The 23,535-nt window shown below is 27.9% G+C and carries 21 protein-coding genes; 16 read left to right on the forward strand and 5 right to left on the reverse strand.

The annotated features are described in order from the left end of the window. Positions 1 to 63 precede the first annotated feature (63 nt). The 12 genes from ACRCYC_RS06085 (at position 64) to ACRCYC_RS06140 (ending at position 14,292) form a co-directional block, all read left to right on the forward strand. On the forward strand, positions 64 to 2,268 hold the full coding sequence (locus ACRCYC_RS06085) for an ABC transporter ATP-binding protein (protein ID WP_438618214.1): 2,205 nt from the start codon (positions 64 to 66) through the stop codon (positions 2,266 to 2,268). Continuing rightward, the gene (locus ACRCYC_RS06090) at positions 2,261 to 4,126 is read left to right on the forward strand and encodes an ABC transporter ATP-binding protein (protein WP_438618215.1); all 1,866 of its coding nucleotides are present in this window, start codon (positions 2,261 to 2,263) and stop codon (positions 4,124 to 4,126) included. Before ACRCYC_RS06085 ends, ACRCYC_RS06090 begins: the two co-directional genes overlap by 8 nt. A 106-nt stretch (positions 4,127 to 4,232) precedes the next feature. Next, positions 4,233 to 4,436, forward strand: a complete 204-nt coding sequence (gene cspD, locus ACRCYC_RS06095) for a cold-shock protein CspD (RefSeq protein WP_332479754.1) — start codon at positions 4,233 to 4,235, stop codon at positions 4,434 to 4,436. 197 nt (positions 4,437 to 4,633) lie between these two features. After that, positions 4,634 to 6,472 carry an asparagine synthase (glutamine-hydrolyzing) gene (gene asnB / locus ACRCYC_RS06100; protein ID WP_438618216.1) on the forward strand — a complete coding sequence of 613 codons (1,839 nt, stop codon included), beginning with the start codon at positions 4,634 to 4,636 and terminating at the stop codon, positions 6,470 to 6,472. Between the two features lie 19 nt (positions 6,473 to 6,491). Continuing rightward, positions 6,492 to 7,187, forward strand: coding sequence for a response regulator transcription factor (locus tag ACRCYC_RS06105; RefSeq protein WP_438618217.1), 696 nt, complete (start codon positions 6,492 to 6,494; stop codon positions 7,185 to 7,187). Then, positions 7,184 to 8,638, forward strand: coding sequence for a HAMP domain-containing sensor histidine kinase (locus ACRCYC_RS06110; RefSeq protein ID WP_438618219.1), 1,455 nt, complete (start codon positions 7,184 to 7,186; stop codon positions 8,636 to 8,638). The genes ACRCYC_RS06105 and ACRCYC_RS06110 overlap by 4 nt, the downstream gene beginning before the upstream one ends. Positions 8,639 to 8,651: 13 nt before the next feature. Beyond that, positions 8,652 to 9,773: a hypothetical protein gene (locus tag ACRCYC_RS06115; protein ID WP_438618220.1), complete on the forward strand. Its 1,122-nt coding sequence runs from the start codon at positions 8,652 to 8,654 to the stop codon at positions 9,771 to 9,773. 200 nt (positions 9,774 to 9,973) lie between these two features. Further along, positions 9,974 to 10,549: a TVP38/TMEM64 family protein gene (locus ACRCYC_RS06120; RefSeq protein ID WP_438618221.1), complete on the forward strand. Its 576-nt coding sequence runs from the start codon at positions 9,974 to 9,976 to the stop codon at positions 10,547 to 10,549. A gap of 94 nt (positions 10,550 to 10,643) precedes the next feature. Next, positions 10,644 to 11,498 carry a DUF4438 domain-containing protein gene (locus ACRCYC_RS06125; RefSeq protein WP_438618222.1) on the forward strand — a complete coding sequence of 285 codons (855 nt, stop codon included), beginning with the start codon at positions 10,644 to 10,646 and terminating at the stop codon, positions 11,496 to 11,498. 145 nt (positions 11,499 to 11,643) lie between these two features. Then, positions 11,644 to 12,129, forward strand: a complete 486-nt coding sequence (tpx, locus tag ACRCYC_RS06130; protein WP_438618223.1) for a thiol peroxidase — start codon at positions 11,644 to 11,646, stop codon at positions 12,127 to 12,129. A 189-nt stretch (positions 12,130 to 12,318) separates the two neighbouring features. Beyond that, on the forward strand, positions 12,319 to 13,197 hold the full coding sequence (locus tag ACRCYC_RS06135) for a kinase (RefSeq protein ID WP_438618224.1): 879 nt from the start codon (positions 12,319 to 12,321) through the stop codon (positions 13,195 to 13,197). A 120-nt stretch (positions 13,198 to 13,317) separates the two neighbouring features. Continuing rightward, the gene (locus ACRCYC_RS06140; RefSeq protein ID WP_438618225.1) at positions 13,318 to 14,292 is read left to right on the forward strand and encodes a DUF2804 domain-containing protein; all 975 of its coding nucleotides are present in this window, start codon (positions 13,318 to 13,320) and stop codon (positions 14,290 to 14,292) included. A gap of 67 nt (positions 14,293 to 14,359) precedes the next feature. On the opposite strand, the gene ACRCYC_RS06145 is transcribed toward ACRCYC_RS06140, so the two are convergent. Together ACRCYC_RS06145 and ACRCYC_RS06150 are read right to left on the reverse strand one after the other, a co-directional pair. Further along, a complete protein-coding gene (locus tag ACRCYC_RS06145; protein ID WP_438618227.1) occupies positions 14,360 to 15,424 on the reverse strand; it encodes a 4Fe-4S dicluster domain-containing protein in 1,065 nt (354 codons plus the stop codon). A gap of 222 nt (positions 15,425 to 15,646) precedes the next feature. Next, a complete protein-coding gene (locus ACRCYC_RS06150; RefSeq protein WP_438618228.1) occupies positions 15,647 to 16,693 on the reverse strand; it encodes an ABC transporter substrate-binding protein in 1,047 nt (348 codons plus the stop codon). A gap of 181 nt (positions 16,694 to 16,874) precedes the next feature. Between ACRCYC_RS06150 and ACRCYC_RS06155 the strand changes: the two genes are divergently transcribed. From ACRCYC_RS06155 to ACRCYC_RS06170, 4 genes are all read left to right on the forward strand, one after another. Continuing rightward, positions 16,875 to 17,687 carry a nitroreductase family protein gene (locus tag ACRCYC_RS06155; RefSeq protein ID WP_438618230.1) on the forward strand — a complete coding sequence of 271 codons (813 nt, stop codon included), beginning with the start codon at positions 16,875 to 16,877 and terminating at the stop codon, positions 17,685 to 17,687. A 307-nt stretch (positions 17,688 to 17,994) separates the two neighbouring features. Next, positions 17,995 to 18,909 (forward strand): ABC transporter substrate-binding protein, encoded by a 915-nt coding sequence (locus ACRCYC_RS06160; protein WP_438618252.1) that lies wholly within the window; start codon positions 17,995 to 17,997, stop codon positions 18,907 to 18,909. A gap of 76 nt (positions 18,910 to 18,985) precedes the next feature. Then, positions 18,986 to 20,101 (forward strand): amidohydrolase family protein, encoded by a 1,116-nt coding sequence (locus ACRCYC_RS06165; protein WP_438618232.1) that lies wholly within the window; start codon positions 18,986 to 18,988, stop codon positions 20,099 to 20,101. Further along, on the forward strand, positions 20,101 to 21,249 hold the full coding sequence (locus ACRCYC_RS06170) for an amidohydrolase family protein (RefSeq protein ID WP_438618233.1): 1,149 nt from the start codon (positions 20,101 to 20,103) through the stop codon (positions 21,247 to 21,249). Before ACRCYC_RS06165 ends, ACRCYC_RS06170 begins: the two co-directional genes overlap by 1 nt. 258 nt (positions 21,250 to 21,507) lie before the next feature. Here the strand turns inward: ACRCYC_RS06170 and ACRCYC_RS06175 are convergent, their stop codons facing one another. The 3 genes from ACRCYC_RS06175 to ACRCYC_RS06185 form a co-directional block, all read right to left on the reverse strand. Then, positions 21,508 to 22,311 carry an ABC transporter permease gene (locus ACRCYC_RS06175; protein WP_438618235.1) on the reverse strand — a complete coding sequence of 268 codons (804 nt, stop codon included), beginning with the start codon at positions 22,309 to 22,311 and terminating at the stop codon, positions 21,508 to 21,510. After that, on the reverse strand, positions 22,298 to 23,050 hold the full coding sequence (locus tag ACRCYC_RS06180) for an ABC transporter ATP-binding protein (protein WP_438618237.1): 753 nt from the start codon (positions 23,048 to 23,050) through the stop codon (positions 22,298 to 22,300). The genes ACRCYC_RS06175 and ACRCYC_RS06180 overlap by 14 nt, the downstream gene beginning before the upstream one ends. A 197-nt stretch (positions 23,051 to 23,247) precedes the next feature. Next, complete coding sequence (locus ACRCYC_RS06185) at positions 23,248 to 23,379, reverse strand: ISAzo13-like element transposase-related protein (RefSeq protein WP_438618254.1); 132 nt, start codon at positions 23,377 to 23,379, stop codon at positions 23,248 to 23,250. Between the last annotated feature and the right edge of the window lie 156 nt (positions 23,380 to 23,535).

Raw genomic sequence — 23,535 nt, forward strand, 5'->3', positions numbered from 1 at the left:
TTATAAAAATATAATTATTATAAAAACATAACTAATTAACATCGGAAAGGGAGAATGAGCATAATGATTAAGCTAATTAAACATTTAAGAAACTCAATAGGTTCTGTATTACTTATTATCGCGCTTCTAGCGATTCAAGCTACATGTGATCTATCTTTACCAGACTACACGTCTGATATAGTAAATGTTGGTATACAACAAAGTGGAATTGAGAATGCAGTTCCAAAAGTTATAAGAGAAAGCGAATTAAACAAGCTTACTATGTTTATGAGCGAAAAAGATAAAGCTGAAGTAATGAAGCATTATACTTTACTTGGCAAAGGTGAATATGAAGATAGTAAAACGGATGAGAAAATCTATGAGCTTAACACTAAAAATAAGGAAGTAATTGATAAATTAAACCCAATAATGGGTAAATCGATGCTTATGGTATCAGGTATCGAAAAGAATAAAGAACAAATATTAAAGAAAAGTTTACCCCCAGGAGTACCAGTAGATCCTAATATGGACATAATGAAAGTTTTAAAATCTATGCCCACTAAAACTTTAAACCAGATGAAAGCTGGATTTGAAGATAAAGTTGAAGATATGCCAGAAACCATGGTAAACCAAAGTGCAGTTGGATATGTAAAAGATGAGTATAAAGCTATCGGGATGGATGTAGATAAAGTACAAACAAATTATATATTTAAAACAGGAGCTATAATGTTAGGTATAGCGCTTATAAGTATGATGGCTACAGTGGTAGTTGGATACTTAGGAGCGAGAGTTGCGGCTAAACTTGGTAGAAACTTAAGAAAAGAAGTATTTGGAAAAGTTGTATCATTCTCAAATAAGGAAATGGATGAATTTTCTACGGCATCTTTAATAACTCGTAGTACTAATGATATTCAACAAGTTCAAATGCTTATGGTAATGTTGTTAAGAATCGTATTTTATGCACCAATACTTGCTATAGGTGGAGTAATAAAAGTATTAAATACAAATACCTCTATGGCTTGGATAATAGGAGTTGCAGTACTCGCTATAGTATCTGTAGTTTTACTTCTATTTGGATTAGTTATGCCTAAGTTTAAATCGGTACAAAAACTTGTAGATAGAGTAAACTTAGTAACTCGTGAAATGCTTACAGGTATGTTAGTAATAAGAGCATTTAGTACAGAAAAGTACGAAGAAAAAAGATTTGATAAAGCAAATACAGATTTGATGAAAACTAATTTATTTGTAAATAGAGCGATGTCTATGATGATGCCTACTATGATGCTTATAATGAATGTTATTACAGTTGTAATTGTTTGGAACGGTGGACATAGTATAGATTCAGGTAATATGCAAGTTGGAGATATGATGGCATTTATACAATATACTATGCAAATAATAATGGCATTTTTAATGATATCAATGGTATCTATGATGTTACCTCGTGCAGTAGTTTCAATGGATCGTATAGATGAAGTTATAACTAAGGATGTAACTATAAAAGATGAAAAAGAAACTAAAGAATTTAATGGAAATAAAAAAGGTATAATTGAGTTTAAAGATGTAAGTTTTAGATATCCAAATGCAGAAGAAGATGTTTTAAGTAATATAACATTTACAGCAAGTCCTGGAAAAACTACAGCATTCATAGGTAGTACTGGATCTGGTAAGTCAACTCTTATAAATTTAATACCACGTTTTTATGATGTAACAGAAGGTGAGATATTAGTAGATGGAGTTAATATAAAAAATGTTAATCAATACAAACTAAGAAATAAAATAGGGTATGTTCCACAAAAAGGAGTATTATTCTCAGGAACAATAAACTCTAACTTAAAGTATGGTAAAAAAGATGCTAGCGCACAAGCAATAGAAAAAGCTGCGAGGATAGCTCAAGCCAGCGAATTTATAGATGTTAAACCTAAAAAATTCGAAAGTGAAATTTCACAAGGTGGAACAAATGTATCTGGAGGTCAAAAGCAAAGACTTTCAATAGCAAGAGCAATAGCTAAAGATCCAGAAATTTATATATTTGATGATAGTTTCTCAGCACTAGATTTAAAAACAGATGCAGTACTTAGAAAAGCGTTAAAAGAAGAAACTGGGAATTCAACTGTACTTATAGTTGCGCAAAGAATAAGTACCATATTAAATGCAGACCAAATCGTAGTTTTAGACCAAGGTAAGGTTGTTGGAATAGGAAAACATGATGAGCTTCTTAAAACGTGTGAAGTATACAATGAGATAGCCCTATCACAACTTTCAAAGGAGGAACTTGCAAATGGGTAATGAAAATAAAAGTATGCCAAGAGGTCGATCTGGTGGAAAAGGGCCTATGGGAGCGATGGCAGGAACAGAAAAAGCAAAAGATTTTAAAGGAACAATGAAAAAACTATTTGATTACTTAAAGCCTTATAGATTATCTATAGCAATAGTTATAGTATTTGCTATAGGAAGTTCGGCATTCTCTATAGTAGGGCCTAAAATATTAGGAAATGCTACGACAGAAATATTTGAAGGATTAATAAGAAAGATTAGTGGAGATGGAAATGGAGGAATTGACTTTACCTATATAGGAAAAGTTCTTACAGGACTTTTAGCTCTTTATGTAGTTAGTGCATTATTCTCTTATGTTCAGTCATTTATAACATCTGGTATATCTCAGAAAGTATCATATAGATTAAGAAAAGAGATATCAGAAAAAATAAACCGTATGCCATTATCATATTTTGATAAAAGAACTCATGGTGAAGTTTTATCTAGAATAACTAATGACATAGATACATTAAGTCAGAACTTAAACCAAACTATGACTCAAATTATAACTTCAGTAACAACTATAATAGGGGTGCTTATAATGATGCTATCTATAAGTTGGCAGATGACAATAGTATCTTTATTAGTACTTCCTTTATCAATGATAATAATATCGTTGATAGTAAAAAAATCTCAAAAACATTTTAAATCTCAACAAGAATATTTAGGTCATGTAAATGGGCAAGTAGAAGAGATTTATGGAGGTCATAATATAGTAAAAGCTTTCAATGGAGAAGCAGATGCAGTAGATGAATTTAATCAATTAAATGATCAATTATATAATTCAGCATGGAAATCACAGTTTTTATCAGGAATGATGATGCCTATGATGACATTTATAGGAAATATAGGATATGTTTTAGTATCTATATTAGGTGGATACTTTACAATCAAAAAAACGATAGAAGTTGGAGATATACTTTCTTTCATACAATATGTGAGAAGTTTTAACCAACCAATAGCACAAACTGCACAAGTTGCAAATATTATGCAATCTATGGCAGCGGCAGCTGAGAGAGCATTTGAATTTTTAGATGAAGATGAAGAAGTTCAAGTAAGTGAACATCCTGTAAGTGTTGAAAATATAGAAGGAAATGTATCTTTTGAAAATGTAAACTTTGGATATAGCGAAGATAAAATAATAATAAATGATTTTACAACAAATATAAAAGCAGGGCAAAAAGTAGCTATAGTAGGGCCAACGGGTGCAGGAAAAACTACAATAGTAAAATTATTAATGAGATTCTATGATGTTAATAAAGGTGCTATATTAATAGATGGTCATAATATAAATGATTTCAATAGAAGTGATTTACGTAGTTTATTTGGTATGGTACTTCAGGATACTTGGTTATTTAACGGAAGTATAATGGAAAATATAAGATATTCAAAGCTTAATGCAAGTGATGAAGAAGTTATAGCAGCAGCAAAAGCCGCACATGTTGATAATTTTGTAAAAACTCTTCCTGATGGATATAACATGCAGTTAAATGAAGAAGCTAGTAATGTATCACAAGGACAAAAGCAACTTTTAACTATAGCTCGTGCTATTTTAGCGGACCCTAAAATACTTATACTTGATGAAGCTACAAGTTCTGTTGATACTCGTACAGAAGTTCTTATACAAAAAGCTATGGAAAATCTTATGAAAGGCAGAACAAGTTTTATAATAGCTCACAGACTTTCTACTATAAAAGATGCAGATTTAATATTAGTAATGAAAGATGGAGATATAGTAGAACAAGGAAGTCATGAGGAGTTACTAAAAGATGGTGGTTTTTATGCATCTTTATATAATAGTCAGTTTGAAGAATGTGAAGAAGTTTGTTAAAATAACCCATAAAAATATTGAAACATAAAAAAAAATATGCTAAAATAAATCTAACATTTAAAAAATGTTAATTTTAGTGTAACAAGGTTTTTAGGAGGGTTTTAAAATGATGAATGGAACAGTTAAATGGTTTAACAATGAAAAAGGATTTGGATTTATATCTGTAGAAGGTGGAGATGATGTATTTGTACATTTCTCAGCTATACAAAGAGATGGATTTAAATCTTTAGAAGAAGGTCAAGTAGTTAACTTTGAAATAGTTGATGGAGCAAGAGGACCTCAAGCTGCTAACGTAACTATAGCAGAATAATTGAGTTTATATATAAAACACAATTAAGCAATAAAAAACTAGAGATTTTTCTCTAGTTTTTTCTTTTTGTGCGTAAAAATTTTAAAATTTGTAACAATGAAGTAACAAATTTGTGACAAAGATATGTTATAATTTGTAATTAGGAATAAAAAAAAGTAGAATAATATATATATAAACATTTAAAAAGGAGAATTACTATGTGTGGACACGTATTTATATACAACAAAATAGGTAATGCAGATAAAAACTTATTAGAGGAATTAACGGAAAAGATAAATCACAGAGGACCAGATGATACTGGATACTTTGTAAAAGATAATGTAGGATTCGGATTTAAAAGATTAAGCATAATAGATTTAGCTCATGGACATCAACCATTTAATAAAAAAGAAAGCACTATAATATTTAACGGGGAAATATACAATCATGAAGAATTAAGAGAAGAACTTATAAAAAAAGGACATGAATTTTCAACAGGATCAGATACTGAAGTATTATTAACTTCATATATGGAAAATGGAAAAGAAGCAGTAAAAGATTTAAGGGGAATGTTTGCTTTTGTAATATATGATGAAGTTACAAAATCTATATTTGGAGCTAGAGATCACTTTGGAATAAAGCCATTATATTACACTGAAAATGAAGAATATATAGCATTTTCATCTGAATATAAATCATTAGTACCATTATTAAAAGAAAAAAATGTAGATAATAAAAGTTTACAAAATTATTTATCTTTCCAATACGTTCCTAACTACAGAACAATGATGGATAGCATAAAAAAAGTACCGAATGGGACTTGCTTTACTATAGAAAATAATGAAATAAAATTTGAAAAATATTTTGAAGCAAACTTTACAAATGAAAAACAAGTTACAAAAGAAGATATATATAATATATTAAATGATTCTGTAAAACATCACATGATATCAAATGTTGAAGTAGGAACATTTTTATCTGGAGGAATAGACTCAACTATAATAGCTGCTTTAGCTTCTAAAATAAATCCTAAAATAAAATCTTTCTCTGTTGGATTTGAAGTAGATGGGTACAATGAATTAACTGTTGCAAAGAAAACAGCAGATGCATTAAATATAGAAAATATACAAATAAGAGTTAATCAAGCTGATTATATAAAAGCTCTACCACAAGTTATGTACAATTTAGACGATCCTTTAGCAGATCCATCATGTGTTGGTATATACTTCTTATCTAAAGAAGCTAGAAAACATGTAACTGTTGTATTATCAGGTGAAGGTGCAGATGAATTTTTTGCAGGATATAATATTTATAAAGAATACAATAGTGTTAAACCATTCTTAGGTTTATCTGATAGTATGAATAGAGCATTAAAGAGTATATTTACTAAAATGCCAAATGTAAGAGGAAAAAATTATTTACTAAGAGCAACAACGCCTTTAGACCAAAGATATATAGGAAATGCTAAAATATTTGAAAACAATGAAGTTAAGGATATAATTAAAAATTATGATAAAAATAACACATATAGCCAATTATTAAAAGGATTATATGCTGAATGTAAAAGTAAAAATTATGATTATGTAACTACTATGCAAGATATTGATATAAATACTTGGTTAGAAGGAGATATTTTATTAAAAGGAGATAAAATGTCAATGGCATCTTCTATAGAACTTAGAGTACCATTCTTAGATAAAGATGTTTTTGAAGTTGCCAAAAACTTAAGATTAGACCAAAAAATAAGTAGTAAAAATACAAAAGTTTTATTAAGAGAAGCTTTCCAAGATGTTGTTCCACCTCATATGGTAGAAAAGAAAAAGTTAGGATTCCCAACACCTATAAGAGTATGGTTAAAAGATGATTTAGGAAAGTATGTAAGAAATGTTATAAATGAGTCAAAAACAGATGATGTTATAAATAAAGAGTATGCAATAAATTTATTAGATGAACATATAAAAGGAAATAAAGATAATTCAAGAAAAGTTTGGACTATATTTGCGTTCTGTTTATGGCATCAAATATTTGTAGAAGGAATTAATATAGATTCTTTATAAATGAAAGTAGGATATAAAAGTGAAAAGAATATTAATAGTTGAAGATGAAGAAAATATTTCGGATATACTTTCATATTCTTTAAAAAAAGAAGGATATGAAGCTAAAATTGCAGATACTGGAAGCAAAGCACTTGAACTAATCTCGAATTTTAAGCCAAATCTAATTATATTAGATTTAATGTTACCGGATATGAATGGACTTGATATATGCAAAACTGTAACTACGACTTATTCTATACCTATAATAATGTTGACTGCAAAATCAGATACAATAGATAAGGTATTAGGATTAGAATTAGGAGCAGATGATTATATAACAAAACCATTTAATATAAGAGAAGTAATAGCTAGGGTTAAGTCAATATTTAGAAGAATAAATTTATTATCTGATAATATTAAAACTGATATTGAGTTAGTTAAGTTAGATAATGGCCTAGAAATAAATAAAAAAGAGATGAAAGTAAGAGGGGAAAATGAAATTATACATTTAACTAGCAAAGAATATGAACTGCTTTTATATTTTGTAGATAACATAAATACAGTACTAACAAGAGCTCAGTTACTTGATAGTATATGGGGTATTGATTTTGAATGTGAAAGTAGAACGGTAGATACTCACATTCAAAGGCTAAGAAAAAAGTTAGGAGATTATAATTGCATAGAAACAGTAATAGGAACAGGATATAAATTATCAGGGGATAAAATTAAAATATGAATAAATCAATAACCAATAAAATAATGATGTTTTTCTTGGTTATAATATTCTTTGTCATATTTTCTATAGTTACATATAGCAATTCTTCTCTTAATAAGATAGTAGAGTATTTGATTGGAAATGAAGTGAAGGAAACAACTAAAAGTATAAATCTTTATTTAGATCAATACTTCAGATTTAATAAGATGGAATTTAATAAAACTGCTTTTACTGCTGAAAGTAGTGATATATCAAGAGATTTAACTTATAGATTGGGTAAAACTGTATATATATACAATAATAAAGGCAGATTAGTATATCCAAATGTTGATATGTACAAAACACCTAAAATGACAACCGATATGGAAAAGGCTAAAAGTGGAGAATTATCTTATACAATAGATTATAAAGATGATAAAGCATTAGTATATGTATCATATCCTATTTTAAAAGATGATAAATTTATTGGCATGATAAGATTTGTAAGTGATTATACTCCTTTATTTGAACAAACTACAGCATTTGTTGATAAAACATTAATATTTTCGCTAATGATATTTGCTATAAGTATGATTATTGCATATATTATATCTAAACAAATTACAATGCCTATAAAAAAATTGGCTACTAAAACAAAAGAAGTTACAGGTGGTAATTTTGATGTCAAAATAGACGTAAAATCTGAAGATGAGTTGGGAATACTCGCTTCAGATTTTACAAATATGATAGAAACTATAAATATGCAGATTAAAACTATAGAAAATGACAGAGATAATTTGAGAGACTTATCAGAAAAACAAAAAAAGTTTTTTGATAATGTAACACATGAATTAAAAACTCCAATGACAACTATAATTGGATATAGTGAAATAATAAAGGATAATCAATTTAGCGATGAAGAGTTTTTTAATAAAGGAATAAATAGAATAATCTGTGAGGCTAATAGATTAAATAGAATGATAGTTCAACTTTTAGAAATATCTAAGAATAGTAACAAAAACTTTGATTATGAACTTAAAAAAATAGATTTATCAAAAATTATTATTAATATGTGTGAAGATATGACTCACAAAGCTAAAAAGTATAATATGAAAATAGATATAAATATAGAATCTGATATAAAAACAATAGCAAATGAAGATAAAATAAAAGAAATTATAATAAATTTATTAGATAATTCTATAAAATATGGACAAGTAAATTCAACTATATATGTTGATGCACACAGAGATGGAAAATATGTTGATATTTCAGTTAGAGACAGTGGAGAAGGAATTGAAGAATCTGAAATAGAAAATATATTATCACCATTTTATAGAGTATCTAAAAGTGATACTAGAGAATTAGGCAGCACAGGGTTAGGACTTGCTATTGTTAAATCTATAGTAGATAGCTATAATGGTCAGATTGATATAAAAAGTGAAATTAACAAAGGAACTAAAGTTTCAATAAAACTGCCTACAATAAGTTAAGGAGATATATATAATGCTAAAAAATATAAAGCAAGATATAAAGAATATAATACTTTTACTTTTTATTGTAGGAATTCTTTCGATTATTATATATATAAGTGTATATTCAAATAAAGAATATACTAAAAATATTAACTTAGACGTAGAGACATATAATTACAAAAAAAGTGAAGAGTTAGATAATAATGAAACTATAGAGTTAGAATCTATGATACCTATAAAAGACTATATTTTGGATATTAAGTTTAAAGGAGATCAATTGATAGCTTTAAGCGATAATATAACAAAAAATAAAACACAACTTAATGTATATGACATAGATGTTGAAAGTAAAAATATAGATAATGTAGAACACTTAACTAGTAGTAATGATGTTGTTTATAGGATGGGAAGTATATCTCCATCTAGAGAAATAATAGTTTATGATAGTATTGATGAAAATAATTTTAAAAGTAATATATATAACTTAGAAGATAAAAGCATTTCAACTTTAGACTATTACTTTGACTTACTAGGATGGTTACCGGATAGTAGTGGATTTTATGGATATAATAAAGGTAATTTATTTGAATACAATATTGATGAAAATAAAATTAATAATAAACATAATTTGAAAAATTATGGTTATATAGATAAAGTTGAATTTTCACAAGATGGGACTAAATTATATGCATTAAATATTTCAAAAAATGAAATAACTATATATGATTTGAAAAAAGATACTGAAAAAAAGATAAATTCAATAAAAAATATTTATAATTTTGAAGTAATTAACGATGAAAATTTAATAATAGAGGCAATAAATTCAACTAAAAATGAGTTATATATTTATAATTTGAAAAATAATAACAAAAATATTGTAAAAGGTATACAGCTAAATGAAATGTATTTAAGTAAAGATAAAAGTAAATTGATAGCTATTTACTATACTGGAAATAATGAAAGCACGATAGATATTTACAATATAAGTTTATATGGTGGAAAAGCAGATTTTCACAAGATGGGTACAATACCTATGATAAAGGGAATTCCACGTGTAGATATAAGCGATAAGAATAAACTAGCATACTCTATACAAGGATCTAGTTATGATGAAAGTAATGTGTATATATATAAAATAACTAGTAAAAAATGACAACTAATTAGAGTTGTCATTTTTTATTTTTAATGAAATTATATATAATATATTAGTATATTTTATTTTTTATAATAGTTATATTACAATTGTGTAATACATATTGATATAAAAAAATAATAGGAGTAAAATAATATTAATTTAAAGACGTAATTAAATGAGTAATATTAATTTGCTTATAATACTGAGGAGAATATAATATGGAACATATAGAGACATTATTTACATTAGCTAGAGATAACTATTTATTGGTATTTATAATAGGTACTTGTGCAAGCTTTTTAGAAAGCTTTATACCAGCACTTCCTTTAATGGGGATTGTTGTTGGAAATAGCATGGTGTTAGGTTGGGGATTTGGTTTGTTAGCATCTACTATAGGTTCTTGTGGAGCAACATATCTACTTTTTTTATTATCAAATAAATTTGGACACCTTAAAATATTTAAAAATATAGAAAATAATAAAGTTGATAAAGTTATAAAATGGGTTAAAGATCAAGGGTTCGCAACTTTATTTATTGCATACTCGTGTCCATTTATACCTGGATGTTTAGTGACGATAGCTTGTGGAATAGCAGAAAAAAATACTGAAAGCTTTGTACCCGCTATGATTAGTGGAAGAATGGTAATGTTTTTAGTTGCAAGTTATATAGGTAATGATTTATCTGGTTTTTTACACAGTCCTATAAAAATAATATTTGTATCTATTTTGATCTTAATTTCATTTTTTATAGGTAGAAAAGTAAATTCAAAGATAGAATCTAAACATAATAGTTAAAATAAATTAAAACTCTTTAATATTATAATATTAAAGGGTTTTTTTACTTTATGATAAATATATTTAATTAAGATATAATTAAGGGGGAATTTAAATGTTAAAAACTAATAAAGATAAAGTTGTAAAATGGTCAGTACAAGGGAAAATTCATCATCCATTAGCACTAAGTTATAGGGTTACCCATGAAGGTAAGCCAGTCATACTTCCTTCTACAGGTGGAATATCATATAATGTAAAAGTTGGAGACAGTGTGTATGGACTAGCAGGAGATCATGTAGAACCGGGAGTTTCTATAAGGAATGAAGAAAATAGAGAAAGCAATGCATTAATGACTTTTTCATGTATAGGAAATGAAGCTAAAGTCGTAAGTGGGGATGCAAAAGGAGCTAAGGGATATGTTACAGGAATGCACGGTGGCATAGAGCATGTACTTATTCATTTTGATGATGAGACATTAGAAAAATTGGCAATAGATGACAAGATAATGGTAAAAGCATATGGTCAAGGATTAAAATTAGAAAATTATGAAGATATATATCTTATGAGTATAGATCCTGAATTATTTGAAAAAATAGGAATAGTAGAAAAGGATGGGAAAATACAAGTTCCAGTTGTTGCAAAAGTTCCGCCATATTTAATGGGATCAGGAATAGGTTCTAGTAATGCATATACTGGTGATTATGACATAATGACTGCTGATTTTGAGGAAATAAAAAGATTAGGATTAGATAAATTAAAGTTTGGAGATATAGTATTACTCGAAGATTGTGATAATACTTATGGAAGGGGGTATTTAAAAGGAGCTGTTAGTATAGGTGTCATAGTACATAGTGACTGTGTTACATTAGGACATGGACCAGGTGTTACAACTATTATGGTTAGCAAAAAGACAGCAATAGAGGGTATAATTGATAAAAATGCTAATATAGTTAACTACATTAATAAATAAAGTTTTCATAATAAATATATATAAAGGTTTACTAAATGAATATGAGGGTATAAAAAGAGTATAATATTTTATACTCTTTTTTATTATGAATAAAATATTAATTAAAGATAAAAATAAATTTGAAAATAAATAGGAGGATATAGATATGAAAGTTACATTCAATGGAGCACCATTAACATTAGAAGGGAATCAAGTAAATATAGGAGATATAGCCCCAGATTTTACGGTTGTAGGAAATGATTTACAACCTATAAAATTTAGTGAAACTAATGGTAAAAGAATTTTAGTTGCAGTTCCATCATTAGATACAGCAGTATGTGATATGGAAGTTAGAAGGTTTAATCAAGAAGCATCTAAATTGGGTGATGTTAAAATATACACTATATCAATGGATTTGCCATTTGCGCAAGCCAGATGGTGTGGTAACTCAGGTATTGAAAATGTAGTGACAGTATCAGATTATAAAGATAGAGAATTTTCTAAGGCATATGGATTATATATAAAAGAATTAGGTCTTATATCTAGAGCTGTAATAGTTGTAGATGAAAATAATAAAGTTACATATGTAGAGTATTTAGAAGAAATAACTAATGAACCTAATTATGAAAAAGCTTTAGAATATGTAAAATAATAAAATGAGATATTTCAATTAAATTTAATTGAGATATCTTTTTTTTATTGTGAAAATATTTATTAAAGTGTAATATTAATATATTTTATTAAAAAAAAGAATAAGTTAAAAGATTAAGAAGGAAAAAGAGTGCAGGTTATCAAAGTATATATAATATTGAGTTTAAGTAATGTATTAGGGGGGATATAATTGGTTGAAGAATTTGATATAAATGGATCTATAATAAAGTTTGAAGAAGAAAAAATTAGGTACAATAAAATTAGGAAGGAATTTTTAAGTCAAGCAAGTAAATATAAAATACAATTTAAAAAAGAGTTTACAACAAATTATAAATTTAAAGATATAGATGAAGTCGGGTTAAAATTATTTGAAAGCTATGTAGGCGAATGTGTAAAAAAAGGTGTAGAAATAGTAGTTAATTATGGAATTATAACACTTGATATTAATCTTTTTACTCAAAATTATTGTTTAAAGTATTTGAAAAATTCTAATGTATTTAAAAATATATTGAAAGATTATACATTACAAAATAAAAATAAAAAAATAAGTTTGGCACAAAAATCAATACAGAACAAGAAAGTTGTAAATGAATTAGCGGAATGTATTTATAAAGATTGTTTTAAAATACACTATGCAGTTATAGATGCTCTTTTAGACCATGGGGTAGATATAGTTTCAAACTATATAGATTCAGATAGCATAATTAAAGCAAATGCACTATTTAATAATTATAAAGATGGATTTATAGATAAAACAAATGAATGTTATGTTATAAAGCAAATAGTAACTTTAAATCCATATAGAAAAGATATATACGAATTTTTTATAAAAGAAGATGGCGATTTTAACAAAGAGATAGAAAGACTAACTAAATTTTTAGGATATGAAATAAAAGAATATAAAAAATATTTAATGGATAGATATGTTGAAGCTATAAATGAAAATTTTAGTTATGACATAGAACTTGAAAAGGAAAAAGTAGAAAAATATGCAAAGTACATAGGGTATGATAAAAAAGATATATATACGGCTAGGGTAGAAGCTTTATATATGTATAAAAATGCATAAAATTTTAAGGCCTATTACATTTATAGGTCTTTTTGAATTTAAATTAAAAAATCTGTAACAATTTAGACTTAATAACAATATATTAATTTAATAACTGTATTCATAGACAGGGGGAGTTGAATGAGGCAAATAAAAGGTAATAAATTTTTATGTGATAGTCATGGACTTTTAAATGAATATTCTATAGGTTGGAGTAAAATACCATTTAAAAATTGTACAATAAATCAATATTTTTTCATGAAAAAGTCATGGAATAAGTATATGTGGATAAGTGAAAATTTTGTATTTAGATTTGAAGTTATTGATATTGGATATGCATCAATAGTGCATGCAGATTTTTATGAAATAAAAAATAATAAAAGTGTAAATAAAAGTTGTAGTTACTTATTAAATAAACATATTATTTTAGACGATAAAATAAATTCATATGCACATTATAAAAGTAAAAATAAATTTATAAATATACTTAGGAGTTCTAATCATTTAAATTTAGATTTTAAGTGGGATGAATTAGATATAACATCTATAGTTTACTTAGACTTGGAGTCTTTAAACTTAACTATCCCATGGGATTACAATCATTTTCATTATACTTCAAAACATATGAATTTAAAAACAGAAGGAATATTAAGGGTAGGGAGTATTAAATATGAATTGAGCAGTGCTAGCTGTTTTATTGATTATGGGAGAGGAGTTTGGAATCGAAAGAGGGAATGGGACTGGCTAACAAGTGGATTTATTGATAAAGATAATAGATATATATCGATAAACTTAGGAGCTAAATACACTGACAATACAGGAGTAAATGAAAATTTTATGAAAATAAATGATAAGGTATATAAAATTGATAAAGATGTAGTATTTAATTATAATAAAGAAAATGAGACTATAAATATAAAATCATTAAAAAATGATGAAGTTAATTTAGAATTTAAATTGATAAAATATCATATTAAAGTAAATAATGCTATAATTTTCAAATTAAAATGCAAGCAAATGATAGGGAATATAAATGGATATATTCAGTATAAAGATAAGAAATTTGAGTTTGAAAATGTTATAGGGTGGTGTGAAAATTATTTTGCAAAATGGTGAAATTATTAAAAAATTATATTTTATAGCCGTCAAATAATAAAGAAGCATATTATTTAGACGGCTAATATTATCTCATCCAGTTAGGATTTCCTGGAGTAAAGGGGCGTTTACCGAATTTTTTAGTATACTCTTTAAGAACTTCTCCAATTAAATGGAAATTATCTTTAAAAGTATCTATATTTTTTATAGTATCTAATTTTTGAGAAAATGGGCAAACTGCTACACATATTCCGCAATCTGTGCCTAAATATCTCCACTTAATATAGCAAGATTCAGCATCTATAATCCAATTATAACTAGTATCATTTTCCTTTTCTTTATCAAAAGACAAAGAAGAAGAAGGGCAATTATAAGCACATTTTTTGCAAACTGAGCAAAAATCATCTAATCCAAAATCTATAGGTTTATCTATATCCATTTCTAAGGTAGTAGTTACAACGCCTAATCTAACACATGAACCATATTCTTTAGTTGTAATTATTGTATTTCTGCCAATACTTCCAATTCCTGCATCTCTTGCAACTAAGGCTGGGATAACCAGATAGTTAGAGTCCATATGGTTTCTTGCATCATAGCCGATGCTTCTAATATAATAGCTAAGCATCATTCCAATAATAGAAACATCTACATAAGCTTTGCTAGTTTCAACTACTTCTGCAATCATAGGCCCCCTATTAATCATATCTGTGTTCATAGGAACTGCAAATACTATAGCATATTTATGGTTACATTTAATTTTTTCGCCATAATTTTGTTCACGCCTACCTATATGTGTATAAAAATGATAATCTTCTAATTTTGTAATTCCAACTAATTTTGCACCATAATGGTGAGCAAATCCCTTTATACGTTTAGTTATAATATTTTTATTAACAATTACTTTATTTTCACTAATAGGGCCTTCACATAAATGTTTGATATCAGATAAAAATTCAAAAGCAGAAGATGCCATGGGCGAATTAACTTCATTATAGGTCATTGAGCCTTCACTACAAATATTAGGTCTAGAACGTATACTATCATCTATAGATTTTTTATCTGGATTTTTTTTGTAATAATCGTTATATATTTTAGTTCCTTTTTTATAATTTGTTCTTGAAAATATAATGTCTCTTTCATCTATCCTTTTCATAAGTATCCCCCTTTTTACTCTTATAATAAAATTATACTAGAATAAAATGAAAAAGGAAAAAGTTTATCTTAATTAGATAAACTTTTTCCTTGAAAGGTATTCGCCTTTAATAAATAGGAGTAGAATTATTAATAGTAAGGTCGAATCCAAAGTATATACTATTAATAGTATATACTAAATTATATTAAACTATTGTATATTATGTTACTAAAACTATAAAATTTATTTTATAGTTTTAATACTATCATTAGCAAATTCAGTATTAACTATTTTATTGTAAGGAGCTTTTTTATCTAGTTCATTAGCTTCTTCCATAACATTCATTAAAAGATTTAAGCTATCTTTTTTAAGTAAAGGTGTATGAGACCAAGCATCTATAGATTTATATCTTTCTATAACAGATATTAAATCCTCTTTATTAAAATCAGTAAAAAATGGTTCTATAGCATTAGCTATATCTTCTGATGAATTGTTTTGAACCCATAGCTGACCTTTGTAAACTGCATTAGTAAAACTTTGTATTAAATCTTTATTTTTTTCAATGTATTTTACAGGGGCAGAATATGCAGTATAAGGTATCAAGCCAGATTCTTCTCCTATAGATGCAACAACATATCCTTTACCTTGTTTTTCTAGTTCAAGAGCTGCAGGTTCAAATAAAGCTACGTAATCACCTTCACCACCAACAAAAGCTCCACTTAACACATTAAATTGAATATCTGTTCTTACATTAACATCACCATTTTTTGTATCACTTCCTAAATTTAATTTATTTTGTTTTAATACATATTCAAGAGTCATTTCAGGAACTCCACCTTTACGTCCACCTAACACTTCTTTACCTTTTAAATCTTCAAAAGAAAAGTCGTTAGTATTCTCACGAGATACTAAAAAGCTTCCATCTTTTTGAGTTAGTTGAGCAAAATTTACAGCATAATTATCATTTCCTTTATTATATACATAAATAGAAGCTTCGGGGCCCATAAGACCGATATCTGCTTCCCCAGAAAGTAGAGCTGACATAGTTTTATCAGCACCTTGTGTATTTATAAGATCTATATCGATACCTTCTTCATCAAAGAAACCTTGAGTTATAGCTACATATTGTGGAGCGTAAAAGATTGAATGTGTGACTTCTGCCACTGTTAGTTTAGTTAACATTTTATTTTGTGTATTAGAAGGAGAGTCCTTACTACATCCAACTAAAACTAAAGATAGACTTGTAACTACTGATAGTAATGCCGATAATTTTTTAAACAATAAAATCATCCCCTTAAAATTTAAAGATAGACTATATTATTAAAATCTTAATTAATTCGTGATAAATCTATAATAATTAAATTGAATTTATTATACTCTAATCAATGGTGTGAAAATGTTTACCTATGATAATTGAGGGTATAACATAAATATAATTAAATTCAATTATATTTTATGGAGGGGTAATAATATGAATTATAAAAATCTGATATTAAATAAAAGATCTGTAAGAAAGTTTAAAAATGAAAGAATAAAAGAATCTGATTTTAGAATAATGAAAGAATACATGAACAGTTCTAAAAAGCTTTTGCCAAAATTAGATATTGATTTTAAGGTTTACAATAAACGTGAGGCTTATCAAAAACTTGATAAAATAGCTGGATATAATGGATATATGGTAGAAGCTCCAAATTATATAATTATTTTATCTGATAAAGATGAAGGATACATAGAAAATTCAGGATATATAGGTGAAAAATTAATTTTAAAAGCTAGAAATTTAGGTATCGATTCATGTTGGATTACATTTGAAGATAGTGACCTTATAAAAGATAGACTACAAATTATATCAGATAAAGAGGTTACAGCAATTATAGCTTTAGGGTATGGGGATGTTGTAAAATCTAAAGCATCTAGTTCGGACTCAGATAGATTAGGCGTAGATAAAATAGTATATATTGATGAATGGGGTAAAAGTTCAAGTATAGATATTTTGGAAGAAAGAGGTTTATTAGATGCCTTTAGTTTTGCAAGAATGGCACCATCTACACTAAATAGACAGCCGTGGAGATTTATAATTGATGGAGGTCGTGTAATTCTTGCAGTTAGAAAAGATGAGTTTGCAAGTGAGTATGAAGGAAAAATAGATGTAGGTATAGCTATGTTATATTTTGGGTTAATAATTGAAATGACTATGTTCGATTTAAAATGGATTCTTGGAAAGCTAGATAAAGATTATAATGTACCGAGCGATTATGAAATAGTAGGGTACTGTAATATATAAGATCAGTTTTATAAGAGTAAGAAAATATGATTGTGTATCATTCAGATACAATTTGAATTTTAAAATGATAATTAATAATATTTTGTAAGGTTATGACTATAAAATCATAGCCTTTTTTTTATTATTAATATTAATGACGATATCCTATCTCCCAATAAATACTAAGATGAGTTAATATTATAGTCCATTTTAAGCCATCTCTTTGGTTACAGAAGTGTATACTAGTTTTAAATCTTTTGAAAATTATTTTCTATGCTTATATGATACATAGTTGAGTGTATTTTGAAATAATGCCTTAACTGCATACATAAAGACTGCTGTTCAAGCTTTCATTAATAAAGAGTTAGATATAGTTGGTACAACAGATCCTAACTGGACAAAACAAATTGAGGCAGAAGGAACATCCACTAAGCATGAAGTTCCAGACAATGGACCAGAGTTTATAATGGTAAACACTAAAAATGAATACTTACAAAATGCTAAGATTCGTCAAGCATTATCTATATCAATGGACCGTACAGCTGTTAAAGATATGATATGGGAAGGAAAAGCAGTAGAGCTTGTATCTGCAATACCAGATACTATGAAGATTGAGGATAAAACTTATACTGAGTTAGTTAATGGTGAAAACTACATTGTAGATCAAATGAAAAAAGATAATCCAGACCCTAAAGCATTATTAGTAGAAGGTTTAAAAGAATTAGGTAAATCAGAAGATCCATCACAAGTTACTATACGTTATGCAAGTCGTGGAACAAATGAAAAGTCTAAAAAGCTAGCTGAATTATTAAAGCAAAAATGGGAAGAAGCTTTAGGAATTAATGTTGAAATTGACATGATGGAATGGAATATAATGTGGGATAAAATAGATGAAGGTGACTATGACTTAGCAATGGGTGGTTGGGGACCATACTACAATGAGCCAAGTGGTATATTATCATTATTTGATCCAGAACAAGGATACTTTAGTTCTAAGAAAACAGGATGGAAAGATGAGGATTCAAAGAAATATAAGGAATTATTAGAAAAAGCAAAAGTTACAACTGACCAACAAGAATTAGCAAATATTTATTTAGAAGCAGAAAAATTATTAATAGGAACAGGAATAATCATGCCACAATACTTAGCAGAAAGTAATACTTACATTAATAAAAAAGTAAGTGGATATCATGTAAGTACTAATGGAAATATTGACTGGTCTCAAGTATCTATAAAAGAGTAGTAAGTTATAGCTTAAAATAAGTTAGTGAGAGGCGATTATATAATCGCCTCTTGCTTTTATATAGGGAGATGAAAAAATGTATTTGATAAAAAATGGTACTGTACATATAGGTGATGGAAGTATATTACAAGGCACAGATATTTTAATAGAAGGTAGTAAAATTATTGAAATTGGAGTTGGAATTCAAAGTACAAATGCAGAAGTTATAGATGCGATAAATATGCATGTATTTCCAGGATTTATAGACCCACATTCGTCTATAGGGTCTCTGGGTATGCCAACAAGATATATGGATAATAGTGAGGCTACTAGTCCAGTTACAGCAGAAATGAATGTACGCTATAGCATAGATCCAGATGAAGTAAATAATCAGGAATTTTATAAAAGTGGAATAACGTCTCTTGGAATTGCACCTGACAATACTAATATGGTAGGTGGTCAGATTACTGTATTTAAGACAGCTCCTATGAAAATGAAGGAACGTATTGTAAAAGATAAAGCAGCTCTAAAATGTAGTGTAACACAGCAAGTCAAGGAGGAATACGGAGGAAGAAAACAACTACCTATGACTCGTATGGGAATTTTTTACCTTCTTAAAGAAACGATACGAAAAGCTGGATCTAGCAAACAGGAGAAATTAAGTGGGAGTGATGAAATTATATTATCAGCTTTTGATAAAGGGGAATTACCAGTATTTTGTGCTGCCTGCACGAAGGGTGAAATTACGGGGTTATTACATGTACTAGAGGATAATAATGTATCATTAAATATAGTAGATGCCTTTGGATTTTCTGACTGTATCGAAGAAATCAAACAAATATCAGCTAATATAATTCTAGGAAATATAAACTATATGTCTCAACTTGCAAAACATAGTATAAATTTATCAAAAGTGAAGGAATTAATTCAAAATGGAAGCCTTATAGCTTTTTCCAATACAAATGGTGGAAGCTCAGAGGGACGAGAAGTATTTCTATGGAATGGGATTGAAGTATACCGAGCAGGTGTAGAAGCAGAAGAAGTAGTAAAGATGATGTGCATAAATCCAGCAAAAATATTGGGAGTAGATGATCGTATTGGAACTATTGAAGTAGGAAAAGATGCAGATATATCTATTTTTACCGATCATCCGGTTACTTCTTATGCAGCTAAGGTTGTTAAAAGTATTGTAAATGGGGAGGTAGTTATATAATGAAAGAGACTTTAATTATAAATGGGACCTTGTGTACAATGGTAGGTGATACACCAAATTTTGAAGGAGATATATTACTTAGAGACGGTAAAATAGTGGAGATTGGAAAATCATTAACATGTGAAGGTGCAGAAGTTATTGATGCAAAAGGACTATATGTAATGCCAGGATTAATTGATGCTCATACTCATATTGGATTATTTGATTTTAATGGAAATATGGGTGTAGATGATGCTAATGAAATGACAGATCCTAATACTGCTTTTGTTGATGCAAGGTATGGAGTAAATCCACTAGCTAGAGAATTTAAGGTATGTTATGAACATGGAATCACAACAATACTTATTACACCAGGAAGTGGAAATGTTTTTTGTGGTCAAGCTATTGCTGCTAAGTCATATGGTACTAATATTTTTGATATGACAATAAAAGCTCCGTGTGCATTAAAGATTGCATTAGGTGGAAATCCCAAAAATAGATATGGGAGTTTGTCTCGCTTACCAATGACACGAATGGGAATAGCACATGTGCTATGGGACACATTTGATAAAGCAAAGACTTATATGGAAAATAAAGAGGGCAAAGTAGAACAAGAATATGATGCGAATTTAGAGGCCATAGTACCTGCACTTAAGGGAGATATTCCATGTAAAATACATTGTACTCAATATGATATGCTCACAGCTATAGAGGTTGCAAATGCGTATGGACTAAGATTCTCATTAGAACATGCGTGGGGTGCAACAGACTATCTAGACGAAATTGTTGAAAGTAGATGTGATATCTGTTATGGTCCAATTGCTACCTATCGAGCACCGGGGGAGAGACGTAAAGTTGATATTGAAGCAGTAAAATTGTTGGATGATCGAGGGGTCAATGTAGCCATTGTTACAGACTCACCTATTCTTAGTGAAGAATCACTTTATCATCATATGGGCGAAGCAGTTAGAGCAGGATTGGATTATGAAAGAGCATGGAAAATGGTTACAATAAATCCAGCAAAAATGATGGGAGTTGATGATAGTATAGGAAGTTTAGAAGTAGGAAAGGATGCTGACGTAATTTTAGTAAAAGATAGACTTGGATTGGATACAGATGCTAAGGTATTGTATACATTTATCGATGGAAACTTAGTATATAAATCATAAGCGTAATGAAATAAGTCGAAGAGTCGAGATTGGAAATATGATTGTGTATTCTTCAGACTAAATAAATGATAATTAATAATATTGAATAAGGTTTAGCTCATTTAAAGACATCTCTTGGTATATTTAATTTCAATTTTCAAAATTAAAATTTCACGTTTGTTTAACATAAAAAGTGTGTACCTTCCGTTTATTAATGAAGATTAATATCTTAATTATCAACATTTTTGGAAAATACACACTTTGTTTTACAAATCCAACTTATATTTTATTTTTATAGATTTTTTCAACTATATTTAATATCTGATACATAATTAAAGCACATAAAGCTAAAACAATTACACCCATCATTACCAAATCGAGCTTAAATACTTGACCACCGTAAACTATTAGATATCCAAGTCCATATCTAGATACTAAAAACTCACCAACTATAACTCCAACCCAAGCCATACCTATATTTATTTTAGTTAAGTTTATTAAGTTACCTATATTTGAAGGAAATATCAATTTAGTTAATATTTGAAATTTAGTAGCACCAAAACTTTTAAGCATTTTAACTTTATCTTCATCTACAGTTATAAAGTAGTTATATGCAGATAAGATAGTTACAACAACCGATATAGTGATAGCTATAACTATTATTCCATTTACTCCTGCACCAGCCCAGACGATCAATATAGGAGCTAGAGCAGTTTTTGGAAGTGCATTTAAAACTACTAAGAATGGATCCAAAACTTTAGATAGAGTTTCAGACCACCAAAGTGCAATAGCTACTATTATTCCTAGTACAGTACCTACTATTAAACCAACTATAGTTTCATAACTAGATATTAATACATGCTTAAAAAGTTCTCCATTTTGGATATATTTTATAAATAAGTTATAGATATCGCTTGGTTTACTAAATAAAAACACATCGATAATATCTAATCTAGCAAGCACTTCCCAAAGAGCTATGAATCCGAAAAGTAAAAATATCTGAGAAAAAAATATAAGTTGTTTTTGTTTTTTTATGGATTTCAAGTATTCACTATGGCCTTTGGAAATATTATTTTGTTTCACTTGAATCAATCTCCTTCCATAATATGTTAAAATAATCTTTAAAATTTTCAGCATTTCTGGAAATTATAGGAGTTCGTTTTTCCGTTGTTTTTAAATTTATATCATAGATGTTTTTGATAGTGGCAGGGCGTTTTGAAAGTATAGCTACTTTATCAGACATTGATATAGCTTCAGATATATCATGGGTTACTAATATTGCAGATTTACCTTCATTTCTAATGATTTTGTAAACATCGTCATTAACTAATATTCTAGTTTGGTAATCAAGGGCTGAAAATGGCTCGTCAAGTAAAAGAATATCAGGGTTTACGGCAAGTGTACGAATTAAAGCAACTCTTTGTCTCATACCACCGGATAGTTCTTTTGGATACATATTCCTAAAGTCCCATAACCCATAGGTTTTTAATAATCTTTCAATTCTAGAAATAGCTTCAGTAGTTTTCTTTTTTTGAATTTCAAGGCCTATTAAAATATTATCCATTGTAGTTCTCCACTCTAAAAGATGATCCTTTTGAAACATATAACCTATATTGCCAGTTATATTAACTTCTCCGGATGTTGGTTTTAGAAGTTGTGTTAAAATGTTTAAAATAGTAGATTTACCACTTCCAGAAGGGCCAAGTAGGGTTAAGATTTCTCCTTCATTTAAAGAAAAGTTAATATCATTTAAAACTTGGATTTCGCCATCTTTATTATAAAAGTTTTTGGTAAGATTTTTTACATCTACTATTGATGTCATAAGATGTCACCTCCATAGATTTTGCTAGTATACTTTATAGTATTAAGAATAAATGAGTTTTGTACCATTTAAATATGTATATCTATTGTAACGATTATCAATACTTTTTCCAATCTTGAAAAAATACGAAACTATTAGAGTGTTATTTAAAAAAGTTTTTAGAGTATATTTTAAGGAATATAAAAGAAATAGAAACTTCAATGATTTTCAAGTATACCCCAAACTCGTTCAACTAGATTATATTTGCTATGATAAGGTGGATAACATGCAAATATCAATTTGATATTATAATCAACTGAGAAGTCATATATTCGCTTTAAAAATTGGATTCACCTACTATTATTTTCTGGACTAGTATCTAAATTTATAATAATTATATCTTTGTCTGTATTATAGCGCTTATCTAACCAGTATTTTTCAATACAATCAACTATAAAATCAGCTGTTACCTTTTAATTGAGTAAGTATTAGATGGGGATTTAAGT

The organism is Paraclostridium sp., from assembly GCF_051657365.1.
GTDB lineage: Bacteria > Bacillota > Clostridia > Peptostreptococcales > Peptostreptococcaceae > Paraclostridium.